At 75.8% G+C, this 12956-nt stretch carries 12 protein-coding genes; 9 read left to right on the plus strand and 3 right to left on the minus strand.

Annotated elements, in window-relative coordinates; all coding sequences use genetic code 11:
- The first annotated feature begins 439 nt into the window (after positions 1 to 439).
- The 7 genes from ACSNOB_RS19050 to ACSNOB_RS19080 all read left to right on the plus strand — a co-directional run bounded on the left by ACSNOB_RS19050 (position 440) and on the right by ACSNOB_RS19080 (position 8267).
- Positions 440 to 928 carry a hypothetical protein gene (locus ACSNOB_RS19050; protein WP_436687899.1) on the plus strand — a complete coding sequence of 163 codons (489 nt, stop codon included), beginning with the start codon at positions 440 to 442 and terminating at the stop codon, positions 926 to 928.
- A gap of 46 nt (positions 929 to 974) precedes the next feature.
- Positions 975 to 1130, plus strand: a complete 156-nt coding sequence (locus tag ACSNOB_RS19055; protein ID WP_013736319.1) for a DUF4177 domain-containing protein — start codon at positions 975 to 977, stop codon at positions 1128 to 1130.
- 5 nt (positions 1131 to 1135) lie between these two features.
- Entirely contained in the window at positions 1136 to 1597 is a 462-nt protein-coding gene (locus ACSNOB_RS19060; protein ID WP_393111477.1) for a RidA family protein, read from the plus strand.
- A gap of 121 nt (positions 1598 to 1718) precedes the next feature.
- Entirely contained in the window at positions 1719 to 2546 is an 828-nt protein-coding gene (locus tag ACSNOB_RS19065) for an MBL fold metallo-hydrolase (RefSeq protein WP_436687873.1), read from the plus strand.
- Positions 2543 to 6130: an adenylate/guanylate cyclase domain-containing protein gene (locus ACSNOB_RS19070; RefSeq protein WP_436687874.1), complete on the plus strand. Its 3588-nt coding sequence runs from the start codon at positions 2543 to 2545 to the stop codon at positions 6128 to 6130. The genes ACSNOB_RS19065 and ACSNOB_RS19070 overlap by 4 nt, the downstream gene beginning before the upstream one ends.
- Before the next feature lie 128 nt (positions 6131 to 6258).
- Positions 6259 to 6729 (plus strand): hypothetical protein, encoded by a 471-nt coding sequence (locus ACSNOB_RS19075; protein WP_436687875.1) that lies wholly within the window; start codon positions 6259 to 6261, stop codon positions 6727 to 6729.
- Between the two features lie 32 nt (positions 6730 to 6761).
- Positions 6762 to 8267 carry a protein kinase domain-containing protein gene (locus ACSNOB_RS19080; protein WP_436687876.1) on the plus strand — a complete coding sequence of 502 codons (1506 nt, stop codon included), beginning with the start codon at positions 6762 to 6764 and terminating at the stop codon, positions 8265 to 8267.
- On the opposite strand, the gene ACSNOB_RS19085 is transcribed toward ACSNOB_RS19080, so the two are convergent.
- Positions 8244 to 8588 (minus strand): hypothetical protein, encoded by a 345-nt coding sequence (locus ACSNOB_RS19085; protein WP_436687877.1) that lies wholly within the window; start codon positions 8586 to 8588, stop codon positions 8244 to 8246. The genes ACSNOB_RS19080 and ACSNOB_RS19085 overlap by 24 nt on opposite strands.
- Positions 8589 to 8689: 101 nt before the next feature.
- Between ACSNOB_RS19085 and ACSNOB_RS19090 the strand changes: the two genes are divergently transcribed.
- Both ACSNOB_RS19090 and ACSNOB_RS19095 read left to right on the plus strand, forming a co-directional pair.
- Positions 8690 to 9136 (plus strand): hypothetical protein, encoded by a 447-nt coding sequence (locus ACSNOB_RS19090; protein ID WP_436687878.1) that lies wholly within the window; start codon positions 8690 to 8692, stop codon positions 9134 to 9136.
- Between the two features lie 209 nt (positions 9137 to 9345).
- A complete protein-coding gene (locus ACSNOB_RS19095) occupies positions 9346 to 11151 on the plus strand; it encodes an alpha/beta hydrolase (RefSeq protein WP_436687879.1) in 1806 nt (601 codons plus the stop codon).
- 113 nt (positions 11152 to 11264) lie between these two features.
- On the opposite strand, the gene ACSNOB_RS19100 is transcribed toward ACSNOB_RS19095, so the two are convergent.
- Both ACSNOB_RS19100 and rsgA read right to left on the minus strand, forming a co-directional pair.
- Complete coding sequence (locus ACSNOB_RS19100; RefSeq protein ID WP_436687880.1) at positions 11265 to 11783, minus strand: GNAT family N-acetyltransferase; 519 nt, start codon at positions 11781 to 11783, stop codon at positions 11265 to 11267.
- 113 nt (positions 11784 to 11896) lie between these two features.
- Positions 11897 to 12949, minus strand: a complete 1053-nt coding sequence (gene rsgA / locus ACSNOB_RS19105) for a ribosome small subunit-dependent GTPase A (RefSeq protein ID WP_436687881.1) — start codon at positions 12947 to 12949, stop codon at positions 11897 to 11899.
- Positions 12950 to 12956 lie beyond the last annotated feature (7 nt).

Raw genomic sequence — 12956 nt, forward strand, 5'->3', positions numbered from 1 at the left:
GCCGGGGGCGGCGGGATCGACGGGCCCGGGGCGGCCGGGCCGGGCGGGACGGCGCCGGGAGCGGCCGGGACGTCCGGTCGACCGGCCGGCGAGCCGACGGGGCCACCGCTGGGCGGTTGGGTCATCTCTTCCCCCGGGGGTGCGACGCCGCCGCCTCCCCTGGCGACGAGCGTGATCGAGCTGGCGGCGAGCCGGCGAGCGCCCGTCCGACCGGAAGGGTAGCGGTCGATCGGTGCGTTCGGTGGGGCGGCAGGTGCGGTCCGGTCCCGCGCGGGGCATGTGTCGCATATGTGACTCGGCGTGACCGGCCGTGCGCGTCCTGTTGGCGGGACTGTCGCTCCGGTCCTACGTTCTCAGCGGCGCGGGGGGACGGGGTCGGGCGGAGTGGCCGGACCCGCGACGCGATGACGTGACCAGGTACGACGTCCGGAGGCAGGGCATGCGCGACGTGGACAACATCCCCCGAGGCCAGTTCCCGGCGGGCGACCGGGCGCGGCGGGCCGGGACCGGTTCGGCCGGTGACGCCGAGGGCGTGGCGGGCGGCCTGCCGATCAACGAGCGGTCGTACCGGCGGTTCGCCGAACCCGTCGAGGTGCGCCGTACGGCCGGCCGGCCCGGCGTGCGCGGCCGGGACGAGGAGGAGCCCGGGTACGTCATCCACCTGCCGATCCGGGTGGCCGACCTGGCGGCGGCCACCGCGCTGGCCGGCACGGTGGCCACGTCGCTGAGCTTCCTGCCCGAACTGGACGCCGGCGAGACGACCGTCTCCACCGCCGACGACCAGAACAACCGGCACCGGGTCTTCTGCGACCTGCTGCTGCCGGACCGGTCCCGCTGTCCGCAGCCGTACGAGCACGGCGGTCCCTGCGGGGAGCTGCCCACCGCCCCGGAGCAGCGTCCCGCGCCCCGACCGTCCGCCGGACCGTAGGCTGTGCGTCGAAGAGCCGTACTCCAGCCAAGGGAGCCCTCCACCGATGCAGAAGTGGGAATACGCCACGGTCCCGCTGCTGGTCCACGCGACCAAGCAGATCCTCGACAACTGGGGCGAGGACGGGTGGGAACTCGTCTCCGTGGTTCCCGGCCCGAACCCGGAGCAGCTCGTCGCGTACCTCAAGCGGCCGAAGGCGTGAGCGGCATGACCAACGGTCCCCACGCCAAGCTCGCCGAGCTCGGGCACGCGCTGCCCGAGGTGGTTCCGCCCGTGGCCAGCTACGTGCCGGCCGTCCAGTCCGGGCAGCACGTCTACGTCTCCGGGCAGTTGCCGATGGCCGAGGGGAAGCTGCTCGCCACCGGCAAGGTCGGCGCCGGCGTCTCCGCCGAGCAGGCCAAGGACCTGGCCCAGCGGTGCGCGCTCAACGCCCTGGCCGCGATCGACTCGCTGGTCGGCCTGGAGAACGTCGTCAAGGTCGTCAAGGTGACCGGCTTCGTCGCCGCCGCCCCCGGCTTCACCGCCGTGCCCGGCGTGATCAACGGCGCCTCCGACCTGTTCGGCGCGGTCTTCGGTGAGGCCGGCCGCCACGCGCGCAGCGCCGTCGGCGTCGCCGAACTCCCCCTCGACGCGCCCGTCGAGGTCGACGTCATCGTCGAGGTCGCCTGACCCGTGCCCGCCCCCGCGATCTTGCACTGACCGCCCCGGCGAAAGCCGCGAAGCGGGACGTATCACGGGCGGAACCTGCAAGATCGCGGGGAGTGGCGGCGGGGGCCGTACGATCGCAGCCATGACCGGGCACTTCACCGCGCCGGCGGCGGCGCTCGCCGACGAGCTGCCGGGCTGGGTGACGCTGCTGCGTGCCCCGAATCCCGGCCCGATGACGCTCGACGGCACCAACACCTGGCTGCTGCGCGCCCCCGGCCAGGAGCACGCGGTCGTCGTCGACCCCGGCCCGGCCGACGAGGAGCACCTGGCGGCGATCGCCGCGCGGGGGCCGATCGGGCTGGTGCTGATCACCCACGGCCACCCGGACCACACCGACGGCTCCCGCCGCCTGCACGACCTGCTCGACGGGGTGCCCGTACGCGCGGCCGACCCGGCGCACACCCTCGCCGGGGAGCCGCTGACCACCCCCGGGGACGGCCTCGACGGCCACGGCCTGGGCATCCGGCTCGTGCCGACCCCCGGGCACACCGGCGACTCGGTCTGCTTCCTCGTCGAGCACGGCGACGAGCGGGTCGTGCTGACCGGCGACACCATCCTGGGCCGGGGCACCACCGTGGTCGCCCACCCCGACGGGCACCTCGGTGACTACCTGGCCAGCCTGGAGCTGCTCTCGACGTACCGGGGGATCCCGGCGCTGCCGGGGCACGGCCCGGCGCTGGCCGACTGCGCCGCCGCCGCGGAGTTCTACCTCGCCCACCGCCGGGCCCGGCTCGACCAGGTCCGGGCGGCGGTCGCCGAGGGCGCCGGCACCGCGGCCGAGGTCGTCGCGAGGGTCTACGCGGACGTCGACCGGTCGCTGTGGTGGGCGGCCGAGTGGTCGGTGCGGGCCCAACTGGAATACCTCGGGCGGGAATCCGGCGGAGGTGCCGCGGGGTTGGAGCAAGCGTGACCTGCCCGGTGTGCGGAACCGTAGCCGTTCCCGGCGCGCGGTTCTGCCACAACTGCGGGGCCGCGCTGCCGGCCGCCGCGACGCTGCCGGCGGCCGAGCGCCGGGTGGTCACCGTGCTCTTCGGTGACCTGTCGGACTTCACCTCCTGGTCGGAGGACCTCGACCCGGAGCGGGTCGGCGCGGTCACCGACCGGGTGCTGGCCGCCCTGGCCGGCGCGGTCAAGACCTTCGGCGGTCACGTCGACAAGCTCACCGGCGACGGGATCATGGCGGTTTTCGGCGCGCCGGTGGCGCACGAGGACGACGCCGAGCGGGCGGTCCGCGCCGCGCTGTCCATGCAGCGGGCGGTCCGCCGGGTGCTCGACGACGAGCGGGGCGGCGGCGCGCCGCTCGGCCTGCGGGTGGGGTTGAACACCGGCGACGTCATCGCCGGCATCCAGGCCGCGATCGAGTACACGGTCATCGGCGACACCGTGAACACCGCCGCCCGGCTGGCCGACGCCGCCGCCGTCGGCGCGGTCTACGCCGGGGCGCGGACCTCCGCCGCCACCCGGCACGTCGCCTCCTGGCGCGCGCTGCGACCGCTGCGGCTCAAGGGCAAACGCGAGCCGGTCGAGGCGTACGAGCTGCTCGGTCTCCTGGACGCGCCGGGCACCCGGTCCGGCCTCGGCGACGAGGCCCCCTTCGTCGGCCGGGAGACGGAGATCGGTCGGGTCGCCGGCCGGCTGGCCGAGGTGATCGACCGGGGCGAACCCCGGGTGCTGCTGATGACCGCCGAGGCCGGGCTGGGCAAGTCCCGGTTCGCCGCCGAGGTGGAACGCCTCGCCGCCGGCTACGACGTGGGCGCCGGCCGGTACGCCGCGCACACCGGCGCCCGGGTGCTGTCGGTGCGCTGCGCCGCGTTCGGCGAGCGGCGCCGGCTCGCGCCCCTGGCCGACCTGGTCCGGGCGGCGGTCGGCCTGCCCAACGACGCCGCCACCGCGCTCACCCGCCCGGCCGTCGAGGAGCGGCTGCGCCGGCTCAGCCAGCGGCTCGGCCGCTCGGGCGTCGACCCGTCCCCGGTCGCGACCGAGCAGTTGCTGGCCCTGCTCGGCTACGCCGAACTGCCCGGCGGCCCGACCGACCAGGCCGAGTGGAGCACCGCCCAGCAGCCCGCCGACGCCGACGCCGTGCCGAACGCGGTCGCGGACCTGCTCAGCGCCCTCGCCGCGGAGGCACCCCTGGCGGTCGTCGTCGACGACCTGCACGACGCGACCGCCGAGACCATCCGGGCGCTCGGGGTCACCCTGTCCCGACTCACCGGCCCGGTGCTGGTGCTGCTGCTCGGCCGCCCCGAGCTGGTGCGCACCGCCGGGGCGCTGACCCGGGTGGCGGACGCCGAGGTGCACGCGCTGCCGCCGCTGCGCGGGGCCGACGCGGCCCGGCTGCTCACCAGCTATCTCGGCGGGGGCAAGCTGCCGCAGGCCGACACCGACCGGCTGCTCGCCACCGCGCAGGGCAACCCGTTCTACCTGGCCGAGCTGGTCACCCTGCTGATGGAGCGGGGCGCGCTGACGGCCGTCGCCGACCGGACCGCCCCCAACCCGGGCGGCTGGCGGCTGGCGCCCGGCTCGCTCGGCAGCCGCCTGCTCTCCCGGGACCTGGCGGCGGTGCTCGCCGCGCGCATCGACGCGCTGCCCGTCGACGCCCGTTCGGTGCTGCGGGACGCGGCCGTGGTCGGCGACACCGTGCCGGCCGGGGCGCTGGAGGCGCTGCGCGAGCAGCGGGCCGGCCACGACGGCCGCCCGGCGGCGGTGGTCGCCGTCGAGCTGGAGCGGGCCGTCGAGGAGCTGCTGCAACGCCGGATGCTGCACCGCACCCGCACCGGGTACGCCTTCGCCACCCCGCTGATGCGGGAGGCCGCGTACGCCGGGGTGAGCAAGGCCGAGCTGGCCGAGCGGCACGCGGCGCTGGCCCGCTGGGCCGCGACCGACCCACCGGTCGGTGCGGGCGCGCCGGGCGGCTTCACCGAGGCGGCCCGGGACGTCTTCGTGGCCCAGCACGTGGAGCGGGCCGCCGCGCTGGCCGACGCGGTCGGGCTGCGGCCGGACGCGCCGGCGCGCGCCGTCGTCCCGCTGGGCGTCGACGCGCTCGGCGGGGCCGCCCGCCGGTCGCTGCAGGCGGGCGAGCCGGCGCTGGCCGTGGAGTACGCCGAACGCGCCGCCGAGCTGGCCCGCGACGGCGTGCCGGCGGCCGACCGGGTGGTGCACGCCCGGGCGCTGCTCCAGATCGGCCGTCCCGCCGACGCGCTCGCCTCCGCCGAGAAGATCGCGGCCAACGCCGGCGACGAGTCGGCCGTCCGGGCCAGCGCGCTGCTGCTCGCCGGGCAGGCCCACCAGACCATGGGCGACCAGGCGCGGGCGGTGGCGTGCTGGCAGGAGGCGTCGCAGGTGGCCACCGAGGGCGGCCTGCCGACCCTGCGCGCCTCGGCGATGCGCCGCCTCGGCATGGCCGACTTCGTCGCCGGGCGGCTGGGGCAGGCGAGCAGCCGGCTCGCCGCCTCGTACCAGGTCAGCCTCCAGGCGCAGGACCGCCGGGGGCAGGCGTGGTCGTTGCAGAACCTCGCCTGGGTCACCACCACCCGGGGCGACTTCGCCGGCACCGACGCGGTGCTCGGCCGGGCCGCCCGGCTCTTCGCCGAGCTGAAGGACCCGTACGGGCGGGCGTGGCTGCGCGGCACCACCGCGTTCGCCCGGCTGCTGGCCGGCCGGCTGCGGGAGGCGTGCCGGATGGCGCGGGTGTTCCTGCCGTTCGGCGAGCGGGTCGGCGAGGCGTGGGCGGTGGGCACTCTGCGCGCGGTGGAGGCGTACGCCACCGCCGAACTGGGCGAGCTGGGCGAGGCGGACCGGGGGGCCCGCCGGGCGTACCGGGACTTCGCCGCCGCCTCCGACGACTGGGGTCAGGGCTTCGCGCTGGTCGTCCGGGGGGTGGTGGCGCGCGGGCTGGGCGAGCCGGAACACGCCGCCGACCTGCTCACCGACGCGCTGTGGCACGCCGAGCGGACGTCGCATCCGCTGCTCACCGGGATGGCCGGCACGCTGCGCGGGTTCGTGGCGCTGGACATGGGCGACTACGACACGGCCGAACGGGCCGCCCGCTCGGTGCTGACCACCGTCGAGCCGCACAACCCGCAGGCGCCCGCCCAGGTCGGGCCCCGGGTGCTGCTGGCCACCGCCCGGTTGGCCGCGGGCGACTCCGCCACCGCGGTCGGGTTGCTGGCCCCGGTGGCCACCGCCGCCGCCACCGTGCCCTCGCTGCTCTTCTCCCGCCGCCAGACGATGGCCCGGTACGCCGGGGCGCTGCTCGCCCACGGCCAGCGCGAGCAGGCGCTGGACTGGGCCCGGCGGGCGGTCGCGGCCCCGGCGGAGGACGTGCGCAGCCAGGTGATCGGGGCGATGGTGCTCGCCGAGGCGCTGGCCGAGTGCGGCCGGCCGGTGGAGGCGCTGGCCAGCGCGGAGGAGGCGGTGCGCCTGGCGTACGCCACCGAGCAGCGCAGCGAGCGCGCCGCCGCCGACGCCCTCCGCGCCCGCCTCGCCACCGGCTGACCTCCGGGCGCCCGGCCCCGGCGGGGTACTGACGGTTCCGGTGATGCGGCGTGTCGGGGGTGGCCGATAGCGTGTCAGATCCGAGGGGCGGTCCGTTGTCGACCGTCCGGGTCTGGGGAGGGTCCGGGATGAGGTTGCCGCGTTCGGCCGCGGGATGGACGATCGCGGTCTTCGGCGTGCTGGCCCTGCTCATGGGCGCGGTCGGGCTGCTCTGGCCGGAGGCGCTGCTGCGCCTGCTCGGCTTCGAGGTGCCGGCGACCCGCGCGGCCGGCGACCACACCGGCACCTTCCTGACGGCGTCCTCGATGGCCTCGTTCAACATGGGCGTCTACTACCTGCTCGCGGCCGCGACGGAGTGGCGCCCGTTCTACCGCTTCACGGTGGTGTTCCGGCTGGTCACGTTCACCGTCTTCGGCATCGCGGTGCTGGGTGACGTCGCGCCGGGCCGGTTCCTCGGGGTGGCCGCCTGGGAGGGCCTCGGTGCGGTGGCGACCGCCGTCGGGCTCTGGTGGGACGACCGGCGCGCGGGTCGGGCGCCCGGCGAGGGTGGGAGCGTTCTTTCCGCTGGTGCCGCCCCGGCCCCCGATGCGGTTCACTGAGCAGCCGGTCCGGTTGGGTATTTTCTAGAACTGTGACCGAGACCCCGCCCGGCGCCCTGCCGTTGCCCATCGTGCCCGGTCTGACTGATTTGAACGTGTTTGCCCGGGGTGGTTACGCGACCATCTACAAGGCGACCCAGATTTCGGTGGGGCGCGAGGTCGCGGTCAAGGTGGAGAACCGCATCCTCGACAGCGAGCGGGACCAGGCCCGGTTCCTGCGCGAGGCGCGGGCCGCCGGGAGGATGTCGTCCCACCCGCACGTGGTGGACCTCTTCGACGTCGGGGTCACGGTCGACCAGCACCCCTACCTGATCATGGAACTCTGCGACGGCTCGTACGCGGAGCGGATGCGGACGTCACCGCTCGGGCCGGCCGAGGCCCGCGACCTCGGCGTCAAGATCGCCGACGCGATCGCCCACTCGCACGCGGCCGGCGTGCTGCACCGCGACGTCAAGCCGGCCAACATCCTCTACTCGCACTTCAACTCGGCGGTGCTGGCCGACTTCGGGCTGGCCGTGGTGGCCGAGATGCGCGACGCCTCGGTCGCCCTCGAGGTGCTCACCCCGGCGTACGCGCCGCCGGAGATGTTCAACCACAGCCCGCCCTCGCCCGCCGTCGACGTGTACGCCCTCTGCGCGACCCTCTACGCGGTGATGCACGGGCGGCCGCCCCGCTGGCAGTCCGAGCGCAATCCCAGCCTGGTGACGGTGCTGGAGATGTTCCACCAGCCGGTCCCCGGCCTGCCCGGCGTGCCGGACGAGCTGATCGACGTGCTCCGGGTCGGGATGTCCAACGATCCGGGGGAGCGCCCGTCGGCCGTCGAGCTGCGCGACCTGCTGGCCGGCCTGCCGCTCGACGCGCCCGGCTCGCCGGTCAGCGGCGCACCGGTGTCGGGCTCCCCGGTCAGCGGCGGTCCCGCCGCCTCCGGCCCGTACGCCGGCCGCACGGCCCACCCCGCCCCGCGACCGCCCGTGGAGGACATGCACCCGACGGTGCCCACCGCCGACCGGCCGCGCCGGCGGCGTTGGTTCCTCGGCGGCGCCGGGATGGTCGCGCTGGCCGCCTCGGCCAGCGCGGGCGCCTGGCTCGCCGGCGCGGCGGCCACCCCGGCGCCGTCCCCGACGGCCGACGTGGCCGCGACGAGCGGGGTGCTGCCCGCCTGCGCCGTGATCGCCGGGCTGCCCGACGGCGCGGGCTGCGCCGACGAGCTGGAGTGCTTCGGGCCGATGGAGGTGCGCGGCGCTCGGGCCAGGGCGGCCCGGGTGCCCTGCGACGGCGAGCACACCTGGGAGAGCTACGCCGAGGGCCGGCTCCCCGACACCCTGGTCGGCGCCGACCACACCCGGGTCAGCGAGGCGCCGGCGGTGCGCCGCGTCTGCAACGAGACCACCTTCCGGCTCACCAGCGGGATGAGCTACACCGACGGCTGGAACCTGGAGGTGCTGCCCCCAGCCGGGGCCGACGCCGACCGGACGTACCGCTGCCTGGCCGGGCGCGGGCTGGACGCGCTCGCGTCACCCACCCTCACCGGTCGCTGAGCCGCGCCCCCGGTGGCGCTCCCGCATCACGCGGACCGCGTCCCGGGGATCCAGCGTCTCCAGCGTGTCGGCGTCGATGCCGTACAGGCCGTCCGTCGGCTGCCCCGGGGTGGCCGGCGTGGCCGCCGGTCGCCGGCCGTCCTCCTGCCGGGCCGCCACCACCGACACCGCCGTGATCATCACCATCGGGACGCAGAGCAGCGCCAGGACCACGCCGAGGAGGTCCTGGCGGCCCCGGACGACCAGTGTCACCAGCAGCGAGACCGCCAGCAGCGCCGCGACGACCGCCTTCGTCCGCGCGTCGGGCCTGGGAAACCTCACCCGTCCAGCATGTCCACGCCGGGGCCGCTGTCAACCGGGGACGCCGCCGCTGGTGCGATGATCTCCTGTGGAGATCGTGTCGTGTGAGGAGAGGAGCGCCGGTGTCCCGGTCTACCCGGCTCGTCGCCGCGGTGCTGGTGTCGGGCGCGCTGGCCGCCTGCGGGTCGGACGACCCGACGGAGACGCCCGCGCCGCCCGCCGCGGCCACGTCCGCGCCCGTGGCGTCGCCGTCCGCGGTCGGCGCGTCGTCCCCGGGCGGAGGCGGGTTCGCCAGCGTCGACCAGGCGGTGGCCCGCCATCTCGCGGACGCCTCGGGGGCCCGCTACGTCGGGCCGTGCGAGCGGGCGAAACCCGACCCGGACGCGGTCTGCGCGATCAAGATGGCCACCGTGGACGGCGGCGAGGTCTACGGCGTGGGTGCCCCGGCCAGCGAGATCGTCGGCTTCCTGCTGCTCCGCCGCGGAGCCGACGGCTGGCGGGTGGTGGACGACTACGCGCCGGACGGCGTGGACGCGTCGGCGCCCGCCTGGATGGCCGGCCTCGGGTAGCCGGGCCGGCGGAGCGGGCGGGGTCCGCCGCCGCGACCGGGGCCGCGCCAAGGCATCAACAGCGTCAGGCAGCGGAAATTCGTTACACCGGGCGGCGCATTGTCGGATATGTGGCCCTCTGCCGGGCGGTATTCATTGCCCGCGATCCCTAGAGTGACGAAGGATCGGGCCACGCCCCGACCGTCCTGTCGCCCACCGGAAGGGTCCACATGCCACGACGAACCCGGTCCCTCGCCGCCGCGGGAATCGCCGGCGTCATTCTCGCCGGATCGGCGGTCGCGCCCGCCGCCGCCACACCGGCCCTGACCGGCTGGGGTCGCCCGGTCACGTCCGACCGGACCAGCCCGGAGGAGGCACGCCGGGTCGACCGGGTGCCCACGCCCGACCTCGACTGGTACGCCTGCTACGACTACGCCGAGTGCGCCACCGTCCAGCTCCCGCTGGACTACGACAAGCCGAACGGCCCGACGACCGAGATCGCCGTGCTGCGGGTGAAGGCCCGCGACCAGCAGCGGAGGATCGGCAGCCTCTTCCTGAACCCGGGCGGCCCCGGCGGCTCCGGCACCGACGTGGCGCTCGCCGCGCCGTACTTCCTCGGTGACGAGGTGCTCGACCGGTTCGACATCGTCGGCGTGGATCCGCGCGGCGTCGGCGCGAGCCAGCAGGTCAAGTGCTTCCCGTCCGTCAAGGAACAGACCCGGGCGTACGCCGGGCTCAACGTGGCGTTCCCGTGGACGAAGGCCGAGGAGAAGGCGTACGTCGCCTCCTCGCAGGCCGTCGGCAGGGGCTGCTCCACCACGGGCCGGCCGCTCACCGGCGCGATGTCGACCGCCGAGGTCGCCCGCGACATGGACGTGCTGCGCCGCGCCGTCGGCGACCCGAAGCTCACCTTCCTCGGGTTCAGCTACGGCAGCGCGCTCGGCCAGTACTACGCCAACATGTTCCCGGACCGGGTCCGTGCCCTGGCGATCGACGGGGTGCTCAACGCGGACGCGTGGGTCGGCCGGGGCAAGGCGCGCACGCTGTCCCAGGAGGACCGGCTGCGCAGCGCCCAGGGGGCGTACAAGGCGCTGCGGGAGATCCTCGTGCGCTGCGACAAGGCCGGCGCCGAGGTCTGCCCGCTGGCCGAGGGCGACCCCCTCGCGTCGTTCGAGCTGGTGGCGAAGCGGCTGCGGGCCAAGCCGGTGGTGATCGAGGACCCGGACCTCGGCTCGGTCCGGGTCACCTACGCCGACTTCGTCTCCGCGACCCTGGGCGCGCTCTACAGCCCCTTCGGCTACGACCAGCTCGTCGGCCTCACCGCCGAACTGCTCGTGCTCACCGACCCGGCGTCGGGCACGGCCGCCCGCCAGCAGGCGCGCGCCGGCGTGGCCCGGCTCGCCGCCAAGGCCCGCGAGCAGGCCCGCCGCTACGACTTCCCGTACAACAACGGGCTGGAGACCTTCCTCGGGGTGGACTGCACCGACGCGAACCACCCGGCGGACGCCGCCTCGTTCCCGGCGCTGGCGGCGCAGGCCGACAAGCGCGACCCGTACTTCGGTCGGCTCTGGACCTGGGGCACCTCGCCCTGCGCCCGGCAGACGTGGACGGTGCGCGACGAGGACGCCTACCCGGGCCCGTTCAACCGGCGTACCGCCGCCCCCGTGCTGGTGGTCGGCAACTACTGGGACCCGTCGACCAACTACCAGGGCGCGGTGGGCACGGCCAGGCTGCTGCCGAACAGCCGCCTGCTGAGCAGCGACAGCTGGGGGCACACCGCGTACGGGACCTCGGCCTGCGTGACCGGGGCGGTCGACGCGTACCTGATCCGGGGCGCGCTGCCGGCGAACGGCACGGTCTGCACCGGCGACATCCAGCCGTTCGCCGAGCTGCCGGAGAAGCCGGCGGCCACCCGACGGGCGGAGTCGTCGAAGGGCGCCCTCGCGGCCGAGGGCGCGCCGGGCCGGGGTGAGCCGAAGCGGCTCCCGCCGGTGGTGGCACCGCTGCCGGCGGTCGGTTCGCTGACCGTCCGCTGAGGACCCGGGGTACGGCGGACGATCGGGCGTCCGCCGTACCCCGGCCCGTGCCGACCCGGCCGGGTCAGGTTCGGGGCGGTTGGCCCACCCCGCACCTGACACAGTGGTGCGGATCAGACGCCGAAGGCCGCCGCGTAGCGGATGGTTCCGCGCGGGACAGGGCGACCGGGGTCGAGCACCAGCGCCATCATGTTCTCGTCCGGCACGTCGAACGGCGGCCGGATTCCGTACCGGGAGGCGGGCGTGAAGCCGAACCGGGGGTAGTAGGCCGCGTGACCGAGGACGAGGACGAGGTGCTCGCCCGCCGCCCGGGCGGCGTCGAGAGCGGCGCGAATCGCCGCCGATCCGGCGCCCGTGCGCTGCTGTTCGGGCAACACCGCGCACGGGCCGAGGGCCAGGGCCGGTACGTCGTCCACGTGGCATCGAGTCAGCAGGGCGAAACCGGCGGGGGTGCCGTCGGGGTCCTCGGCGAGCCACGAGGACCACGGCAGCCACGCCTGCCGGTCCCCGCGCAGCGCGTCGACCAGATCGGCCTCGAGCGGGCCGGGGAACGCGGACAGGTTGATCCGGCGGATCGCGGCGCGGTCGTCCGGTCCGGCCTCCGGTCGGGTGTGCCAGCTGCGGGTGGTCATGGCGGGGGACGACTCCTCGTGGGGGTGCGTTGTCGGCGATTCGGTGACGGGGGGCGGGACGTGCCCGGTCGAGGCGTTCGGCGGGGTCGGCGTCGTCCCGGTGTGCCGGGCGGTCACGACTGCTGCTCCCGGAAGCTGTAGGTCGCGCGGAGGTGGCGGGTGACCGCCTTGCGGTGGTTCTCGCGTTCCGCGCGCAGTCGGGCGTCGTCCCGCGAGGCCGCCCAGGCGGATTCGCGCTGGAGTTTGCGGTAGCTGTCCAGCCGGCGCGGCGACAGGGTGCCCGCATCGATGGCCGCACGTACCGCACAACCGGGTTCGCTCGCGTGCCGGCAGTCGGTGAACCGGCAGTCGCGGGCGAGTTCCTCGATCTCGGCGAAGACCTGCTGGATGCCGTCTTCGGTGTCGTGCAGGCCAACCGCGCGCAGGCCGGGGGTGTCGATGAGCACGCCGCCGTTCGGCAGTGGAAGCAGCTCGCGGTGGACGGTGGTGTGCCGGCCCTTGCCGTCACCGGCGCGGACCGCTCCGGTGGCCAGCAGGTCGGCGCCGAGCAGGGCGTTGCCGAGCGAGGACTTGCCCGCGCCGGAGGGCCCGAGCAGGACGATCGTCCCGGTCAGCGTCGCGGCGAGGATGTCCAGGCCCTCGCCGGTGGCGACGCTCGTGACCAGGACGTCGACGCCGAGGGCCAGTGCGGCGACCTCCTCGCGTACCTCGGCGGTGTCGCGCTCGGCGAGGTCGGCTTTGGTCAGGACGACGACCGGGAGCGCCCCGCTGTCCCAGGCGAGCGCGAGCATGCGCTCGATCCGGCCGGCGGGGATGGGGGTGGCGACGGACTCCGCGATGACGACCGTGTCGACGTTCGCGGCCAGGACCTGCGGGCGGGAGGTCCGCGACGCCGTGGACCGCACGATGGCGGTCCGGCGGGGCAGCAACGCGGCCAACTCCGGCTGCGCGGCGGTGGTGACGGCGGCCCAGTCCCCGGTACAGGGGACCAGGGACGGTGCCGGGCCGGCGTGTGCCGACCAGGTGGCGCGCACCGGGCCGGTGGCGGTGACCACCGTGGCCTGGCCACGGTCGACCAGCACGACGCGGGCGGGCCGCAGGCCGGCGGCCCGGTGCTCGGTGAAAGCGTGTTCGTACGCATCGTCCCAGCCGTACGAACGCAGCACGTTCGAG

The sequence above is a fragment of the Micromonospora sp. URMC 106 genome (assembly GCF_051386395.1).
Taxonomy (GTDB): domain Bacteria; phylum Actinomycetota; class Actinomycetes; order Mycobacteriales; family Micromonosporaceae; genus Micromonospora.